This is a genomic window from Burkholderia sp. Bp8991, assembly GCF_003853795.1.
Taxonomy (GTDB): Bacteria; Pseudomonadota; Gammaproteobacteria; order Burkholderiales; family Burkholderiaceae; genus Burkholderia.
The window spans coordinates 85,831-102,249 of record NZ_QTQJ01000013.1 but is presented as its reverse complement, the minus strand read 5'-3'; the positions used below and the strand labels follow the sequence as shown (position 1 = coordinate 102,249).

The following is a 16,419-nucleotide window of genomic DNA, read 5'->3' as shown; positions in this document are numbered from 1 at the left end:
ATTAAATGGAGTGGAATGTGGGCGGGAAGGAACGGCCGGCGGTTATTCGGCCAACCTCGGAATCGCCGGCACCGCCTGCTCGGGGCCCATCGCGGAGTAGCCGCCGTCCACCGCGTAGTCGGCGCCCGTCACGAAGCTCGCCGCATCGCTGCACAGGAACGTGACGACCTGCGCGACTTCCGACGGATCGCCCACGCGCCCGAGCAGATGAAATGGCGCGGCCACGCGATCGGTTTTCGCGCGGTCGCCGTGCGTGAGCTCGTCCATCACGCGCGACCACGTCCATCCCGGCGACACCGAGTTGACGCGAATCCGGTCGGCGGCGAGATCCATCGCCATGCTGCGCGTGAGCTGGCGCATCGCGGCCTTGGATGTGGGATAGAGCCAGCGGCCGGTCTGCGCGCATTGCGCGGAGATCGAGCTGAAGTTCACGATCGCGCCGCCGCCGCGCCGGGTCAGGTAAGGGTGCACGGCCTTCACGAGCATCGCGGCCGAGACGACGTTGACGTCCATCGCCGCGAGCCAGTCGTTGCGCGTGGCCTGGATGCCGTTGTCGACGTAGCTGCACGCGAGGTTGATCAGCAGGTCGATCGAGCCGAAGCGTTCGGCGACGGCCGATACCGCGCGTTCGATCGCGCGGTCGTCGGTGATGTCGGTCGCGATGAACGTGCCGCGTTCGCCGAGCGTGTCGGCGACGCGCGCGCCGTTCTCCGCGTCGAGATCGAGGATCGCGACGCACGCGCCGGCGTGGCTCAGGTCCTGCGCGACGGCGGCGCCGATCAGCGTGGCGCCGCCGGTGACGATCGCGACTTTGCCAGCAAGGGCAGTCATGGGGAGTCTCCTGGAATGATTGAGCGCAGGCGGCGCGCGTTCGACGTGCCGCCCGGGTATCGGTCGATTACGCGCTGTCGCGCCAGCGCTGCATCAGCCCGTTGGACGGCACGGTTTCGTCGAGCAGCTTGCGCGCCGTTTCGACACCGGCGACGGGCAGCCCGGCCGCGTCGAGCAGGCCGACCTGCACGAGCACGCTCGCCTGGTCCCAATAGATGTGCTCGTGATACAGCTTGTCGCCGCGGAACTTGACGATCGCGACGAGCGGGATCTCGACGCGCTTGCCGGTCGGCGCGACGCCGGGCAGCATCCAGTCGATCTCGGTCGTGTGCGTGAAGCAGAACAGCAGTTCGTCGACGATCTGGCTCGCGCCGATCGTGCGCGAGATCGGCGTGATCGTGGTGTCCGGCGGGTTCGCATGCACGAAGTGATGCGTGTAGAAGCGCTTGAGTTCGTCGTAGCCGACGCCGCCCGTCAGTGTCGGAATATGGTTCACGTAAGGCTGCGCGACCATCGTATCCATCGTCGCGTCGACGTTGCGCGTGTCGAATTCGTGCCGGAGATGTTCTTCCCACAGCGCGGACAGGTCGTAGCGCGGGCCGAGCGCCGCGCGGAACGCGGCGATCGCGCGCTGATGCGCCATCACCGCGGCCGCCTTGTCGAAATGATCGCCGCCGACGCGTGCGAACGCATGATCGACGCCAGGGTAGACGTACACTTCCACGCCGTCGCGCCCCGCGAGCGCCGCGGCGATGCGTTGCTGCGCGTCGGGCGGACAGAAGCGGTCTTGCGCGGGGATCTGCAGCACGAGCCGGCCGCGCAGATGAGCGGCCTCGTCGAGCGCATGCTCGATGCCCACGCCGTAATAGCTGACCGCGGCGGCCACGTCCGGCAGGCGGCACGCGGCGAGATACGCGAGCTTGCCGCCGAGGCAGTAGCCGAGCACGCCGGCCTGGCCCGTGCATTCCGGCCGTTGCGTGAGCACGGCCAGCGCGGCGGCGATGTCCTCGACTCCCTTGTTTTCGTCGTATTCGCGGTACAGCGCCATCGCACGCTCGAAGTCGGCGGCGGTGTAACCGAGTTCAATGCCGGGCGCCTGGCGCCAGAACAGGTCAGGCACGAGCACCGTGTAGCCTTCTTCGGCGTAGTAATCGGCCACGTCGCGCATCGTCGCGTTCGCGCCGAAGATTTCGTGGCACAGCACGATGCCGGGCCCCGTGCCGCCGGCCGGCGTGCTCAGGTACGCGCGAAACGCGCCGCCGTCCGGCGACGGGATCTCGATGTGTCGTCCTTGCATGTGTCTCTCCATTCTGTTCGTGACTGGCATGGGCCCAGTATTGGCGGACGAAACGCGCGCTTCTATCCGCTTTCTTCGACCGGTATCCGCGAATTCCGGAAACCTGCGGACCGGCCCGCCGCAGCGGGGCCGGGCACGGCGCTCTGCGGGTTTGTGCGGATGCGGAAGCACCGCACAGTTTTCTACGATGCGCGAACGGTCCGCTTCTTGCATCGGGTGCGCAGGGCTTGCGTAGTGTAGCGAGGCGGACTGTCCGGATACTCCGGCCGCTATCCGGATCGTGCGACGGGATTCCCCGGAATCGGGAACGCGTGCACAGCGCAAGTGCGATCGAGCACGACGGGAGAACTTCGATGGGGCAATTTTCCGGAGCGGGCTGGCTGGGTGACGCCGCCTGTTTCAATCACGACACGCTGCTGCTGCAGTCGGATGACCTCGACGAGGTGCGCGCGCGGGTAGCGGACGTGTTCAAGCCGCATCGGCTCACGCTGACCGGCGATTCGCGCGCGCTGCACAGCCGCATGCACCATGCTCGCTGGGGCAACCTGTCGCTGAATCTGCTCGACTACGGTGGCGAGGTGTCCATCGAACCGGGGCCGCTCGAGCACTTCTATCTGTTGCAGATGCCGCTGCGCGGCGACGCCGAGATCGAGTGCGGCGCGACGCGCTTCGTGTCGTCGCCCGACACCGCGTCGCTGCTGTCGCCGACGCTGTCGCTCAGGATGCGGTGGGGCGAGGCGTGCCCGCAAGTGATCCTGCGGATCGAGCGCGAGGTGATGGAGCGGCATGCGCAGCGGCATTTCGGCGACGAGCGGCGCGCGCCGGTGGAGTTCGAGCCGGAATTCAGCCTGTCGTCGCAGCAGGGCGCGTGCCTCGCGCAGATGCTGCCGATGCTGGCCGACGCGATCGCGACGGACGGGCATCCGCTGCGCCATCCGCTCGCGTTCGAGCAACTCGAATCGACGCTGCTCAACCTGTTGCTGTACGGCCACCCGAACACCGCGCGCAACGGCACGCGCCACGCGCCGGCGCCGCTCGCGCCGTTCTACGTGCGGCGCGTCGAGGAATACATCCGCGCGCATCTCGACGAGCCGCTGACGATCGAACGGCTCGCCGAACTCGCGGGCGTCAGCCCGAGCACGCTGTTCGCCGGCTTCCGCAATCGCCACGGCATCACGCCGATGGCATTCGTGCGCCAGTTGCGGATGCAACGTGTGCGCGATGAACTGCTCGACGATGCGACGCCCGGGCTCGCGTCGGTGACGGACATCGCGCTGAAATGGGGCTTCGCGCACCTCGGACGGTTCGCGATCGACTACAAGCGCGCGTTCGGGGAATCGCCGTCGGCCACGCTCCGGATGCGGCGCGTGCGGTGCTGACGGGGCAGCCGCGACACAGGCTCGCGGTCGAAAGCCGAGTCTCGCGACGGGCGACGGATCACGCAACGGTGATCGTTACCGGCTGGACGGAGGATGGGGTTCGGAGCATGCGTCGCGCCGGCCAAGCGACGTGGCTTGCCGGCGCACGCGCGCAACGGGCCGGTTGCGGCAACCGGCCTCCTCGCGTGTGGTTCAGAAATGCACGACGGTCCGGATGGACTTGCCTTCGTGCATCAGGTCGAACGCTTCGTTGATGCCGGTGAGCGGCTTCGTGTGCGTGACGAACGGTGCCAGCTGGATCGTGCCGGCCATCGCTTCCTCGACCATGCCCGGCAGTTCGGAGCGGCCCTTGACGCCGCCGAATGCCGTGCCCAGCCAGCGGCGACCGGTGACGAGCTGGAACGGGCGCGTCGAGATTTCCTGGCCGGCGCCGGCGACGCCGATGACCACCGACTGGCCCCAGCCGCGGTGCGCGCATTCGAGCGCGGCGCGCATCACGTTGACGTTGCCGATGCACTCGAAGCTGTGGTCGACGCCCCAGCCGGTCATTTCGACGATCACCTGCTGGATGGGCTTTTCGTGATCCTTCGGGTTCACGCAGTCGGTCGCGCCGAACACGCGTGCGAGGTCGAACTTGCCGGGGTTGGTATCGATCGCGATGATGCGGCCGGCCTTCGCGAGCTTGGCGCCCTGGATCACCGCGAGGCCGATGCCGCCGAGGCCGAACACGGCCACGGTGTCGCCTTCCTGCACCTTCGCCGTGTTCTTCACCGCGCCGAGGCCCGTCGTGACGCCGCAGCCCAGCAGGCAGACCTGCTCGGGGTTCGCGTCCGGGTTGATCTTCGCGAGCGACACTTCGGCGACGACGGTGTATTCGCTGAACGTCGAGCAGCCCATGTAGTGATAGACCGGCTGGCCGTTGTAGCTGAACCGCGTGGTGCCGTCGGGCATCACGCCCTTGCCCTGGGTGGCGCGCACCGACACGCACAGGTTGGTCTTGCCGCTCTTGCAGAACAGGCACTCGCCGCATTCGGCGGTGTAGAGCGGAATGACGTGGTCGCCGGGTTTGACGCTGGTCACGCCTTCGCCGACTTCCACCACGATGCCCGCGCCTTCATGACCCAGCACGGCGGGGAAGAGGCCTTCGGGGTCGTCGCCCGACAGCGTGAACGCGTCGGTGTGACAGACACCGGTATGGGTGATCTTGACGAGCACTTCGCCCTTGCGGGGCGGTTCGACGTCGATTTCGACGATCTGGAGCGGCTTACCGGCTTCAAACGCAACTGCGGCACGTGATTTCATGACAATCCTGTTGAAAAAATCATCGAATGGAGCGGAGCGTCGACGATCCTGCGCCGGTCAACGCAGGTAGGACCGGACGAGGGTCACGATATCGTCGATCGATTCGGAAGCAGGCCGCGGGGCATCCGCGAGCTGGGTGAACTCCTCGCGCAGATGGCTTTCGAGCACGCCGGCCATCACGCCGTTGATCGCGCCGCGGATCGCCGCCAGCTGCTGCAGTACCGGACCACAGTCGGCGCCTTCCTCGAGCGCCTGCTCGAGCGCATTCAGCTGCCCGCGGACACGGCGCACGCGGGTCAGGACGCGTTTTTTCTCTGCGGGGGAATGCGGCATGGGATCGTGGTTTCCGGATACTGGGGGGCAGTATAGAACAATGCGGTGCCGGAGGTATACCCGGTCGTGCCCGGATGTCGCAGGGCCTCCGCCGGCGGGGTTCCCGATGCCGGCGCGCGATCGGCGTCAGATCAACAGCGAGAGCGTGCGGAACAGCGCGAGATCGTCCTTGCGCGCCGAGCGCGCATGCCGCCGGATCACCTGCAGCAGGCAATCGATGAAGCAGCGCGCGGCGTCGCTCAGCGTGCTGCTGCGGCGCGTGACGACGCCGAGTTCGCTCGGCTCGAAGGTCTCCTTCAGCGACAGCACGCGCATCCGCTCGCCGAATGGCGGCACCGCCGCGAGGATCGTCGGGCACCACGTGCACATGCCGGCCTGTTCGAGCATCGTCTGCAGCATCGCGACCGACTGCGCGCGCACGATGCGCCGCTCGTCGATCTGCGCGCCGTGCCGCGTGAACAGGTAGTCGACGAGCGCGGCCTGGCCGTCGGCCGACGAATTCAGCACCCAGTCGCAATCGAGCAGGTCGTGCACCGACGTCGCGCGTTCGCGCGGATGCCCGGCGCGCACCATCACCGACGTCTCGTAGCGCAGCAGCGGCTCGAACGCGAACTCCTGCGCGCCGCTGCCGGCCTGCACGTGGCCGAGCGCGAAATCCATGCTGCCGTCGCGCAGCAGCGGTTGCGCGACGGCCATCAGCGCTTCGTACAGTTCGAGGCGCACGTCGGGCATCCGCTCGCGAAACTGCAGCACGGTTTCCGCGAGGAAGGTCATCGTCAGCCACGGCGTGACGCCGACGCTCAACCGCCCCTCGACGCGCCCGCGCATCCGTTCGAGATCGCTTTGCGCGTGCTCGAGCTGCTTGAGCACGAGTTTCGCGTGCGTGAGCAGGGTCTTCCCGTATTCGGTGAAGCCGATGCCTTCCGGCGCGCGCACCAGCAGCGGCAGGCGCTCGCTGGCCTCCAGCTCGCGCAACGCACGCGTGACGGCCGCCTGCGACAGCCCGAGCGTGCGCGCCGCGCCGCGGATGCTCCCGGCCTCCGCGCTCGCGACGAGCGCCTGCAACTGATGCAGCTTGATCGTGCTCATGGTGTGAAAGGGTGCAAAAGGGTGTGATAGCCGACAACGAAAGGTTGTCATCATAACGAAACTGCGGCTGTTCGCCGGCTTTTTCGCTGTCTACGATCTCGCCCACGACCTGCCACTCCGGCAGTCGCCACGCGGCACCTGGAAAGGAGTAACGGGGTTGGATCGAGTACGCGTTCCGCCTGAAATGGCGGCCATCGAGACGGAGATGATCGCGCTGCGCCGCCGGCTGCATGCCCATCCGGAACTCGGTTTCGACGAACACGCGACGAGCGGGCTCGTCGCCGATTGCCTGACAACGTGGGGTTATCGGGTCACGCGCGGCCTCGGTGGCACCGGCGTGGTCGGCACGCTCACGCGCGGCGCCGGGAAGCGGCTCGGGCTGCGCGCGGACATGGATGCGCTGCCGATCCGCGAGACGACCGGGCTGCCGCATGCGAGCCGGCACGACGGCGTGATGCACGCGTGCGGCCACGACGGCCATACGGCGATGCTGCTCGCCGCCGCCCGTTGCATCGCGCAGCGCGGGCGCTTCAGCGGCACGCTGAACCTGATTTTCCAGCCGGCGGAGGAAGGGCTGGGCGGCGCGAAGCGGATGCTCGACGACGGGCTGTTTACGCAGTTCCCGTGCGATGCCGTGTTCGCGATGCACAACGTGCCGGGCCTGCCGGCCGGCGTGCTCGGCTTCTGCGACGGCCCGGCGATGGCGTCGGCCGACGAGGTGCGCGTTCGCGTGACCGGGCGCGGCGGCCACGGCGCGGCGCCGCACACGACGATCGATCCGGTGGTCGTCTGCGCGTCGATCGTGATGGCGCTGCAGACGGTCGTGTCGCGCAACGTCAATCCGCAGGAACTGGCGATCGTCACGACCGGCTCGATCCACGCGGGCACCGCATCGAACGTGATTCCGCCGCATGCGGATCTCGAACTGAGCGTGCGGGCGCTGTCGCCGGACGTGCGCGCGCTGCTCGAACGGCGCATTCGCGCGATCGTGCACGGCCAGGCCGACAGCTATGGCGCGACGGCCGAGATCGACTATCGCCACGGTTATCCGGTGCTCGTGAATCACGCGGCGGAAACGGCGTTCGCGCGCGATGTCGCGCGCGAATGGGGCGGCGACGATGCGCTGATTCCCCATCTGCGGCCGATCGCGGCGAGCGAGGATTTCGCGTTCATGCTCGACGCGTGCCCGGGCAGCTACCTGTCGATCGGCAACGGCGATGGCGCGGCAGGCTGCGGGCTGCACAACCCCGGCTACGATTTCAACGATGCGTGCCTCGCGACGGGCGCGAGCTACTGGATCGCGCTCGCCGAGCGCTACCTCGCGTGACGCGCGGCCGGACCGATCCGATTTACCTTCAACGACGGCAACAAGGAGACTGGCAATGAAACAATGGATGGCGGCGCTCGCGGTGGCGCTGACGGCAACGACGGTGGCAGGCGCCGCGCATGCGGGCGACTGGACGGGCAAGGAGATCCGCCTCGCGGTCGATCCCACCTATCCGCCGCTCGAATACAAGCAGCCCGACGGCACGCTGACCGGCTTCGGGATCGACATCACGAACGCGTTGTGCGCGGAGCTGCGCGCGCGCTGCGTGTGGGTCGAGTCGAGTTTCGACGGGATGATTCCGGGGCTGCTCGCGCGCAAGTTCGACGTGATCGCGTCGTCGATGACGATCACGCCGAAGCGCATGCAGCAGATCGCGTTCACGAACCGGATCTCGAACGCGCCGGCGCGGCTGGTCGCGCGCAAGGGTTCGCCGCTGCTGCCGACGGCCGCGTCGCTGAAGGGCAAGCGGGTCGGCGTCGAGCAGGGTTCCGCGCAGGCCGACTATGCGATCGCGAACTGGCAGCCGGCCGGCGTGCAGATCGAGTCGTACCAGAACCAGGACCAGGTCTATGCCGATCTCGTGAGCGGGCGGCTCGACGCGGCGTTCCAGGCGTCGATCGCGGCCAGCGACGGCTTCCTGAAGAAGCCGCAGGGCAAGGATTTCATGTTCGTCGGCGCGGCGATCGACGACGCGAAGTACTTCGGACAGGGCGACGGCCTCGGGCTGCGCAAGCAGGACACCGAGCTGCGCGATGCATTCAACCGCGCGCTGGCGACGATTCTCGCGAACGGTACGTATCAGCGGATCAACCGCAAGTACTTCGACTTCGACATCTACGGCACGAAGTAAGCAGCGCCGACCCGTATCGCAAGGGTTGGGATAACGATATCAATAAGGAAAACGAATGAACTGGAGATTGTTTTTCGTCGCGATGCCGGCACTGTGCGCGGCACCGGCGTTCGCGCAAAGCAGCGTCACGTTGTACGGGTTGATCGATGCGGGCATCGACTATACGAACAACGTCGGCGGCCACGGTGATTGGCAGATGGCGAGCGGCTTCGCGCAGGGCAGCCGCTGGGGGCTGAAGGGCACCGAGGATCTCGGCGGCGGCTACAACGCGCTGTTCCAGATCGAGAGCGGCTTCAACGTGAACAGCGGCACGCTCGCGCAGGGCGGCCGCATGTTCGGGCGGCAGGCTTACGTCGGGCTCGGCAGCACGCGCTTCGGCACGCTCACGCTCGGCCGGCAATACGACTCGGTCGTCGACTATCTCGCGCCGACGACCGCGAACGGCAGTTGGGGCATTTATCCGTTCTCGCATCCGCTCGACAACGACAACACCGGCAACACGTTCCGCGTGAACAACACGGTCAAGTACGCGAGCCCGGATTTTGCCGGCTTCTCGTTCGGCGGCACGTACAGCTTCAGCAACGACACCGGGTTCGCGAACAACCGGCAGTGGAGTGTCGGTGCGCAGTACGAGCAGGGCGGCCTGCTCGTCGGCGCGGCGTTCCTGAACGCGGACAACCCGGGCGCGACGGCCGGCGGTGCGATCGCGGGCTCGGGGTCGGTCGGCGCTGATGCGAACTTCGCGTCGGCGCGGCTGCGGATTTTCGGGGCGGGCGTCAATTACACGGCAGGGCCCGCGACGATCGGGTTCGCGTATACCAACAGCAACGTCACGCGGCCGACCGCGAACGTCGGCTACCTGTTCGGCGACGAGACGATCGAACCCGTCACCGGGCCGCTCGCGGGCGGCACGGTCACGGCGATCAAGTATCAGAACTTCGAAGTGAACGGTAAATACCAGGTCACGCCGGCGTTCTTCGTGGGCGCGCAGTATGTGTATACGACCGTGCGTTATGAAGCGACCACCGGCAGCGCGAAACCGAAGATCCATTCGATCGGGCTGATGGCCGACTACAACCTGTCGAAGCGCACCGACGTCTACCTGATGGGCGCGTACCAGCGGGTTGCCGGCGACGCGACGGGGTCGTCGCTCGACCAGGCGTATGTCCCGGGGGCGGCCGATCTTTCGTCGACGTCGAAGCAGTTGATGGTGCATGCGGGGATCCGGCATAAGTTCTGACCGGATCGGGGTCGAGGGATCGAAGGGCGGGGTGGGCGGCCGGCCTGGCGTCGCCCGCCCGCACAAGCGGCGCATTCCGGCAAGGACCCGCCGCAGGCACGTCAGCAGCATTTCCGAGTTGCCTGTAGTAGTTTGCGTCGGCTTCAGCGGGCGGAATGGAGCCGAGCGGTTCCATCAGCCGATGATGGTTGTACCAGGCCACCCATTCCAGCGTCGCCAGTTCGACGGATTCTCGCGTTTTCCATGGGGCGCGCCGATGAATCCGTTCCGTCTTGTACAAACCGCTGATCGTTTCGGCCAGCGCGTTATCGAAGCTGCCGCCACGCGCCAGCCAACGATGCGACGGGCGAGCACGTCGATCACCAATGCCACGGTCGTTATTCACCGACCTTCGTTTCCGACTCGGCGCGTTTCGCTAGATGTTCGACCATTCTTTGTGCTGCGGGCTGGATAGTGTCAAAGGTCTTGAAACAGACGACGAAGCGGCGCCGGGCCCATGAATCGGTGAGGGGGATGACCCGTACGCCGAGCGACTGCCGGTAAGCGGCCGCAACTTCGACAGGGATGACGCTGATCCCCAAACCGGCGGCCACGACGCGAAAGGCTGCGTCGAAACTCGACACGATCACGCGATACGACACGGTCCGGCCCCGATCCGCGGCTGCTCGCCTGAGCATCGTGTGAACGGCCGTGGCGGGCGGCAGTCCGACGTGATCGAAGTCGAGCGTGTCGTCGAAACCGACCGATTGAAGCCCGGCAAGCGGATGCTCCGGGTGCACGGCGAGCGCCAGCCGATCATGCCGATATGAACGCGCCTGCAGTCCTTGCAAGTCGACGTTGTCCCAGCACACGCCGACCGCAGATGCTCCTTCGCATACCTGCCGGACGAGGTCGCGCGACAGGCGCTCTTCGACGTCGACCGTGATGTTCCGGTTGGCGGGGTCGCGCATGAACGATGCGATGTCGTCCAGTAACACTTCCGCGATCGCGGACGCCGACGCGCAGATGCTCACGCGCCCCTGCAGCCCGTCGCCGATCGCGGTGACGTCGGCCGCGATCCGGTCCATCGTGAACAGCATGCTGCGCGCATGCTCGAGCAGCGCGACGCCGGCCGGCGTGGGCGTAACGCCGCGTCGCGACCGTGTCAGCGCCGGCGCGCCGAGGTCGCTCTCGAGCTGCGCGATGCGCTTGCTGATCGCCGAAGGCTCGATATGCGCTTCCTTCGCGGCTCGCGCGATGTTGCCGTGATCACACACGGCCACGAACAGTCGTAGTGTCTTGAGGTCGAGGTCGCGCATCGGTGCTGTCTCCATGAGTCGATACGTTCCGGGTCGGAAGTTTTCTGCCCGTTTCGGCCGGTATCCGTGTTCTTCGGGAACGTCGGAAATTACCACGACGACGTCCCGCCGGCGCGCCGTGCGGGTTTTCTTCAGAAGATTTCGTGACGACGGCCGGCCCGTTCGCAACGCGGACGCGGCCACATTTCTGAGATTCCGTTTCGGAACGTTATAGCTTCCAGATCGATACTTTACGTCGCTTTTGGAATCTATAGAGTAAGGGCTATCGCCGGCGTGCAATGACCGGCCACAGATTGCGGAGACAGCAACCCCATGCCTTCTTTTCCCTCCCATGTCGTGATTCGCGAGGTCGGATTGCGTGACGGCCTGCAGAGCATCCAGACCGTTCTGCCGACCGAGCGCAAGATCGAATGGATTGCCGATGCGTACGCAGCCGGCCAGCGCGAGATCGAAGTCGGTTCCTTCGTGCCGGCACGGCTTCTGCCGCAACTTGCGGATACGGCCGAGCTCGTCGCCTACGCGAAAACGCTACCGGGCCTCACCGTGTCGGTGCTGGTGCCCAACCTGAAAGGCGCGCAGCGCGCCATCGAGACTTGCGCCGACTTGTTGCTCGTGCCGGTGTCCGCGAGCCGCGAACACAGCCTCGCGAACCTGCGCAAGACGCCCGACGAAGTGATCGCCGAGGTTGCGCATATCCGCGCCGAGCGCGACGCCGCCGGATCGACGACGCTGATCGAAGGCGGCATCGGCACGGCATTCGGCTGCACGATCAAGGGGCGCGTCGAACCGGACGAAGTCTTGCGTTGCATGCAGGCGCTGCTCGATGCGGGCGCGGATCGCGTCAGCATCGCCGATACGGTCGGCTATGCGGGGCCAGCGGCCGTTCGTGACCTGTTCGAGCGTGCGCGTCGCATTGCAGGCGAGCGCTTCTATTGCGGCCACTTTCATGACACGCGCGGCCTCGCGCTCGCCAACATCTATGCCGCGCTGGAAACCGGTGTCGCGCGTTTCGACGCGACGCTCGCAGGAATCGGCGGGTGTCCTCATGCACCGGGCGCAAGCGGCAATGCGTCGAGCGAGGACCTCGCGTTCATGCTGGACGAGATGGGCGTCGACACCGGTATCGACCTGACGGCGCTGCTGGTGCTGCGCGCCAAGGTCGCGCGCTGGCTCGACGGCGAAACGCTGCATGGCGCGCTGTGGCGTGCCGGTCTGCCGAAAACGCATCTTGCATCGACAGCGCTCAATGCCTGAGGACCTCATGGAAACCAACGCAAGACTTCCGCTCGACGGTGTGCGCGTGATCGAGTTTACACACATGGTCATGGGGCCGACGTGCGGGATGATCCTCGCGGATCTCGGCGCGGAGGTCATCAAGATCGAGCCGCCCGGCGGCGACAAGACGCGCAAGCTGCCGGGCCTCGGCATCGGCTTCTTCCGCACCTTCAACCGCAACAAGAAGAGCGTCGTTCTCGACATCAACACACCGGAGGGCAGGGACGCCGCGCTCGCGCTGATCGGCACGTGCGACGTGATGCTCGAGAACTTCCGCCCGGGCTTGATGACGAAGCTCGGTCTCGACTACGACACGCTTTCGAATGCGTTTCCACGGCTCGTCTACGTGTCGCACAAGGGATTCCTGCCCGGCCCCTACGAGAAGCGTCTCGCGCTCGACGAAGTCGTGCAAATGATGGGTGGACTGTCGTACATGACGGGGCCGGTGGGCCGGCCGTTGCGTGCGGGAACATCGGTCAACGACATCATGGGTGGCATGTTCGGCGCGATCGGCGTGCTGGCCGCGTTGCGCGAACGGGATGTCACCGGACGCGGACAGGAGGTACAAAGCGCGCTCTTCGAAAACTGCGTGTTCCTCTCCGCGCAGCACATGCAGCAGTATGCAATGACGCATGAAGCGCCGCCGCCGATGCCCGCGCGCGTGTCCGCATGGAGCGTGTATGACGTGTTCACGCTTGCCGACGGCGAACAGCTGTTCATCGGCGCCGTTAGCGACAAGCAGTTCGTCACGCTGTGCGACGTCCTCGGCCGCCCGGATCTGCCGGCGGAGCCGCGCTTCGCGAGCAACGCATTGCGTGTGGCGGTTCGGCCCGAATTGCTCGAAGCGCTCGGCGCCGTGCTCAAGGACCATCGTGTCGACGAACTGATGCCGAAGCTCGAGGCCGCGGGCATTCCGTACGCGCCGATCGTGCGACCGGAGCAGCTGTTCGACGACCCGCATCTGAAGGCCAGCGGCGGACTCGTGCCGATGGAGACCGACGACGGCACGATGACCGATGTTGTCTTGTTGCCGCTGACGATGGGAGGTCGGCGGCCGGGCGTACGGCAGGCGCTCGCTCGGGTCGGCGAACACACGCACGAGATTCTTTCGCGACTGCGCGGACGAGCGAGCGCATGACCTTCCAGGCGCACTCGCGAAAGCGGTGAGGGAACCGACGGACGAACAGGTTGCGAACCTGCTCGAGGACAGATCCGCCGAGGTGTCGTAGGGAAACACAGTTGAACAACGCGCTCCACGCATGACGTGCGCGGAGCGCGATACACCGGCAGACGGACCACGATCCAACAACAAGGCCGTCGACATTTGCCGTATCCAGGAGACATACATGCATTCCACCGCAACCGCGGATTCCCGTCCGCACGATCAACTCGTCGTCAACGTCGACAACTCGCCGGGTGCCGCAATCGCCGCGCGTATGGATCGTCTTCCGATCACCCGCCATCTATGGATGCTGGTGCTGCTGATCTCATTGGGTGGCTTTTTCGAAGTCTACGACCTGATCTTCACCGGCTACATCGCGCCGGGCATGACGAACAGCGGGGTGCTGCAAACGACCACGCACGCGTTTTTCGGCTTCACCGGGATCGCCGGCTTCATCGCCGCGACGTTCGCCGGCCTGTTCGTCGGAACGTTCGGACTGGGCTGGCTGCCCGATCGATACGGCCGGCGCTCGGTGTTCACGGTCTCGCTGCTCTGGTATTCGGTCGGTTCAGTGATCATGGCCTTCCAGACCACCCCGGAGGGGATGATTTTCTGGCGCTTCATCACCGGCATCGGCGTCGGGGTCGAAATCATCACGATTGACAGCTATGTGACGGAGGTTGTGCCACAACACATGCGAGGCCGCGCGATGGCGTTCAACCAGAGTGTGATGTTCGCGGCGGCTCCAGTCGCCGCGATCCTGTCGTACTGGCTCGTACCGACCACGGTGTTCGGTATCGAAGGGTGGCGCATCGTGGTGCTCGCAGGCGCGGCCGGCGCATTGCTGGTGTGGTTCATCCGGCGCGGTGTGCCTGAGAGCCCGCGGTGGCTCGCCATACGCGGAAAACTCGACGAGAGCGACGCGATCGTGCGGAACATCGAGGCGATCGTCGAGCGTCAGTCGGGGCGGTCGCTGCCGCCCCCGTCGCAGGTCGTGGTGCAGCCGAAGCATCGACGTGCATCGCTTGCGGAGTTGTGGCAGCAACCGTATCGATCACGCATGGTGATTCTGATTGTCTTCAACTTCTGCCAGGCGATCGGCTACTACGGTTTTGCGAGCTGGGTGCCGACGCTGTTGATCAGCCAGGGCATCACGGTCACGAAAAGCCTGCTCTATTCGTTCATCATCGCGTTCGCGTTGCCGATCGGGCCGCTGCTGGCGATGGCGGTCGCCGACAGGATCCAGCGCAAATACCTGATCGTTGGCGGTGCGTTGATCGTGATCGTATGCGGGATGGCGTTCGCACATGCCAGGACGATGGCACCGCTGATCATCCTCGGTGTGTTGATCAGCTTCGCCGGCCAGATCATCTCGGTCTGCTATCACGCGTACCAGGCAGAGTTGTTCCCGACAGCGATACGGGGCCGGGCCAACGGCATCGTGTATTCGGCCAGCCGGGTCGGTGCGATGATGTCGGGCTTTCTGATCGCATTCCTTCTCCGTGATTTCGGCGTGCCAGGGGTATTTGCCGGCATCACGGCATGCATGCTGATGGTCGCGGTGTCAATCGGCCTCTTTGGACCGAAGACCAATGGTGTGCGGCTCGAGGAACTGAACCACTGACCAGTCACGATTATCTCGACAACCGCGACGCGTACAAGGGCACGTTGCGGTTTGATGGATCGAAGATCGGTCCGGCATGGGGATCTTGCCATCGCCAGGCCGACGATGCCAAGGCCGTCAAGTGGCAGCCGGTGTTCGGCGACGATTGGCCGGCGAACCGATAGTTCCGGCGTCCGAATCGAACCCTCACCCCCGCGCCACCCCCGTCGACTCCCGCACGACGAGCTCCGGCGCCCCGATCGTATGCACGGCGGCAGCCGGTTCGATCCCGTCGATCATGTCGAGCGTCAGCGCGATCGCCCGCGCGGCGATCTGCGACGTCGGAAACCGCACCGTCGTCAGCGCGGGGCGGAACTGGTGCGCGAGCTGGATATCGGTCATGCCGATCACCGACAGATCGGCCGGCACGCGCAGGCCGAGATCGGCGGCCGCCTGCATCGCGCCGATCGCCATCAGGTCGTTGGTCGCGAACAGCGCGGTGAGGCCGGGCTGCGCCCTCAGTAACGCAGCAGCCGCTTCGTAGCCGCCTTCGATCGAATCGTGCGCCGACACGGTCGTCAACGCGTCCGCCGGATGGCCGCGTGCCGCGAGTTCGTCGGCGAAGCCGCGCAGCCGCACCGACTGCGGGCCGCCCGATCCCCTGCCGACGAGCGCGCCGAACGCGCGATGCCGCAGCCCGGACAGGTGCGTGGCCGCCAGCGCCCCCGCCGCCGCGAAATCGACTGTCACGCACGGCAGCGTGCGCGACGCATGCACGTGCTCCCACATGCACAGCACGATCGACGCACCGTGGCGTGCGATGTCGGCCAGCTCGGCTTCGGCGAGGTCGGTGTTCATCACGATCGCGCCGGCGGCGAGCGTCCCCGCGATCCGCTCGAGGTAGTTGCGCGTGATGGCCGGATCGTCGTCGGTATTCGACACCAGCAGGTAATGGCCGCGCTTGCGCGCCTCGCGCTCCGCGGCCAGCACGAACTCCGGATAGAACGGGTTCGTGATGTTCGACAGCATCAGCGCGAGCGTCGACGTGCGGCCCTCGGCCAGCGCGCGCGCGGTCAGGTTCGGCCGATAGCCGAGTTCGCGGATCGCGGCCATCACGCGTTCGACGGTCGCCGGCTTCACCTTCTGCGGATTGCGCAGCACGTTCGAGACGGTCGCAGCAGTGACGTTCGCGCGCTGCGCGACTTGCGCGAGCGTCACCATGCGCGGCCTGCAGGTGGTCGGGAGAAGAGGCGCGACGGAAGCGAAGCGGGGGAGTGTCTGCTCATATTCTGGGAGTGCGTCCCACTAGTTGCACAAGGACAGGCGATACGCTAATTTCTCGGCACATCAGATCAAGGAGACGACATGGTACGGCGAACCGGGCGAATTGCACCACTGAAATTTAAGCGATTAAATTTCTCGATCCGTAGCGC

General features: G+C 66.2%; 14 protein-coding genes and 1 pseudogene. 7 read left to right on the top strand and 8 right to left on the bottom strand.

Translation table 11 applies throughout. The features are described 5' to 3' along the window. Nucleotides 1–42: 42 nt before the first annotated feature. Both DIE02_RS16980 and DIE02_RS16975 read right to left on the bottom strand, forming a co-directional pair. Nucleotides 43–831, bottom strand: a complete 789-nt coding sequence (locus DIE02_RS16980) for an SDR family oxidoreductase (RefSeq protein WP_124487307.1) — start codon at nt 829–831, stop codon at nt 43–45. 67 nt (nt 832–898) lie between these two features. Continuing rightward, entirely contained in the window at nt 899–2,128 is a 1,230-nt protein-coding gene (locus tag DIE02_RS16975; protein WP_124529555.1) for a dienelactone hydrolase family protein, read from the bottom strand. 353 nt (nt 2,129–2,481) lie between these two features. On the opposite strand from DIE02_RS16975, the gene DIE02_RS16970 reads away from it, so the two are divergent. After that, nucleotides 2,482–3,507, top strand: coding sequence for an AraC family transcriptional regulator (locus DIE02_RS16970; protein WP_124487305.1), 1,026 nt, complete (start codon nt 2,482–2,484; stop codon nt 3,505–3,507). A 192-nt stretch (nt 3,508–3,699) separates the two neighbouring features. On the opposite strand, the gene DIE02_RS16965 is transcribed toward DIE02_RS16970, so the two are convergent. The 3 genes from DIE02_RS16965 to DIE02_RS16955 all read right to left on the bottom strand — a co-directional run bounded on the left by DIE02_RS16965 (nt 3,700) and on the right by DIE02_RS16955 (nt 6,231). Then, the gene (locus DIE02_RS16965; RefSeq protein ID WP_124487304.1) at nt 3,700–4,809 is read right to left on the bottom strand and encodes an S-(hydroxymethyl)glutathione dehydrogenase/class III alcohol dehydrogenase; all 1,110 of its coding nucleotides are present in this window, start codon (nt 4,807–4,809) and stop codon (nt 3,700–3,702) included. Nucleotides 4,810–4,866: 57 nt separating this feature from the next. Beyond that, entirely contained in the window at nt 4,867–5,142 is a 276-nt protein-coding gene (frmR, locus tag DIE02_RS16960) for a formaldehyde-responsive transcriptional repressor FrmR (protein ID WP_124519886.1), read from the bottom strand. Between the two features lie 126 nt (nt 5,143–5,268). Then, on the bottom strand, nt 5,269–6,231 hold the full coding sequence (locus tag DIE02_RS16955; protein WP_124487303.1) for a LysR substrate-binding domain-containing protein: 963 nt from the start codon (nt 6,229–6,231) through the stop codon (nt 5,269–5,271). Between the two features lie 205 nt (nt 6,232–6,436). On the opposite strand from DIE02_RS16955, the gene DIE02_RS16950 reads away from it, so the two are divergent. The 3 genes from DIE02_RS16950 to DIE02_RS16940 are packed head-to-tail and all read left to right on the top strand — an operon-like array spanning nt 6,437 to nt 9,648. After that, a complete protein-coding gene (locus DIE02_RS16950) occupies nt 6,437–7,558 on the top strand; it encodes a M20 aminoacylase family protein (protein ID WP_409364370.1) in 1,122 nt (373 codons plus the stop codon). Nucleotides 7,559–7,613: 55 nt separating this feature from the next. Beyond that, on the top strand, nt 7,614–8,408 hold the full coding sequence (locus DIE02_RS16945) for an ABC transporter substrate-binding protein (RefSeq protein WP_124519884.1): 795 nt from the start codon (nt 7,614–7,616) through the stop codon (nt 8,406–8,408). 55 nt (nt 8,409–8,463) lie between these two features. Continuing rightward, the gene (locus DIE02_RS16940; protein WP_124529551.1) at nt 8,464–9,648 is read left to right on the top strand and encodes a porin; all 1,185 of its coding nucleotides are present in this window, start codon (nt 8,464–8,466) and stop codon (nt 9,646–9,648) included. 103 nt (nt 9,649–9,751) lie between these two features. Here DIE02_RS16940 and DIE02_RS16935 read toward each other — a convergent pair. Beyond that, nucleotides 9,752–9,976, bottom strand: a pseudogene (locus DIE02_RS16935) (integrase core domain-containing protein); the annotation flags it as partial. Between the two features lie 49 nt (nt 9,977–10,025). Further along, nucleotides 10,026–10,946, bottom strand: coding sequence for a LysR family transcriptional regulator (locus DIE02_RS16930; RefSeq protein WP_124529589.1), 921 nt, complete (start codon nt 10,944–10,946; stop codon nt 10,026–10,028). Between the two features lie 312 nt (nt 10,947–11,258). Between DIE02_RS16930 and DIE02_RS16925 the strand changes: the two genes are divergently transcribed. From DIE02_RS16925 to DIE02_RS16915, 3 genes are all read left to right on the top strand, one after another. Next, entirely contained in the window at nt 11,259–12,200 is a 942-nt protein-coding gene (locus tag DIE02_RS16925; protein ID WP_124529549.1) for a hydroxymethylglutaryl-CoA lyase, read from the top strand. Nucleotides 12,201–12,207: 7 nt separating this feature from the next. After that, nucleotides 12,208–13,359, top strand: coding sequence for a CaiB/BaiF CoA-transferase family protein (locus DIE02_RS16920; protein WP_124529547.1), 1,152 nt, complete (start codon nt 12,208–12,210; stop codon nt 13,357–13,359). A 208-nt stretch (nt 13,360–13,567) separates the two neighbouring features. Then, the gene (locus tag DIE02_RS16915) at nt 13,568–15,007 is read left to right on the top strand and encodes an MFS transporter (RefSeq protein ID WP_124529545.1); all 1,440 of its coding nucleotides are present in this window, start codon (nt 13,568–13,570) and stop codon (nt 15,005–15,007) included. 186 nt (nt 15,008–15,193) lie between these two features. Here the strand turns inward: DIE02_RS16915 and DIE02_RS16910 are convergent, their stop codons facing one another. Beyond that, nucleotides 15,194–16,207, bottom strand: coding sequence for a LacI family DNA-binding transcriptional regulator (locus DIE02_RS16910; protein WP_124487296.1), 1,014 nt, complete (start codon nt 16,205–16,207; stop codon nt 15,194–15,196). Nucleotides 16,208–16,419 lie beyond the last annotated feature (212 nt).

Coding starts and splice junctions, on each gene's coding strand:
- DIE02_RS16980 (WP_124487307.1), bottom strand. CDS start 831: ATGACTGCCCTTGCTGGCAAAGTCGCGATCGTCACCGGCGGCGCCACG.
- DIE02_RS16975 (WP_124529555.1), bottom strand. CDS start 2,128: ATGCAAGGACGACACATCGAGATCCCGTCGCCGGACGGCGGCGCGTTT.
- DIE02_RS16970 (WP_124487305.1), top strand. CDS start 2,482: ATGGGGCAATTTTCCGGAGCGGGCTGGCTGGGTGACGCCGCCTGTTTC.
- DIE02_RS16965 (WP_124487304.1), bottom strand. CDS start 4,809: ATGAAATCACGTGCCGCAGTTGCGTTTGAAGCCGGTAAGCCGCTCCAG.
- frmR (WP_124519886.1), bottom strand. CDS start 5,142: ATGCCGCATTCCCCCGCAGAGAAAAAACGCGTCCTGACCCGCGTGCGC.
- DIE02_RS16955 (WP_124487303.1), bottom strand. CDS start 6,231: ATGAGCACGATCAAGCTGCATCAGTTGCAGGCGCTCGTCGCGAGCGCG.
- DIE02_RS16950 (WP_409364370.1), top strand. CDS start 6,437: ATGATCGCGCTGCGCCGCCGGCTGCATGCCCATCCGGAACTCGGTTTC.
- DIE02_RS16945 (WP_124519884.1), top strand. CDS start 7,614: ATGAAACAATGGATGGCGGCGCTCGCGGTGGCGCTGACGGCAACGACG.
- DIE02_RS16940 (WP_124529551.1), top strand. CDS start 8,464: ATGAACTGGAGATTGTTTTTCGTCGCGATGCCGGCACTGTGCGCGGCA.
- DIE02_RS16930 (WP_124529589.1), bottom strand. CDS start 10,946: ATGCGCGACCTCGACCTCAAGACACTACGACTGTTCGTGGCCGTGTGT.
- DIE02_RS16925 (WP_124529549.1), top strand. CDS start 11,259: ATGCCTTCTTTTCCCTCCCATGTCGTGATTCGCGAGGTCGGATTGCGT.
- DIE02_RS16920 (WP_124529547.1), top strand. CDS start 12,208: ATGGAAACCAACGCAAGACTTCCGCTCGACGGTGTGCGCGTGATCGAG.
- DIE02_RS16915 (WP_124529545.1), top strand. CDS start 13,568: ATGCATTCCACCGCAACCGCGGATTCCCGTCCGCACGATCAACTCGTC.
- DIE02_RS16910 (WP_124487296.1), bottom strand. CDS start 16,207: ATGGTGACGCTCGCGCAAGTCGCGCAGCGCGCGAACGTCACTGCTGCG.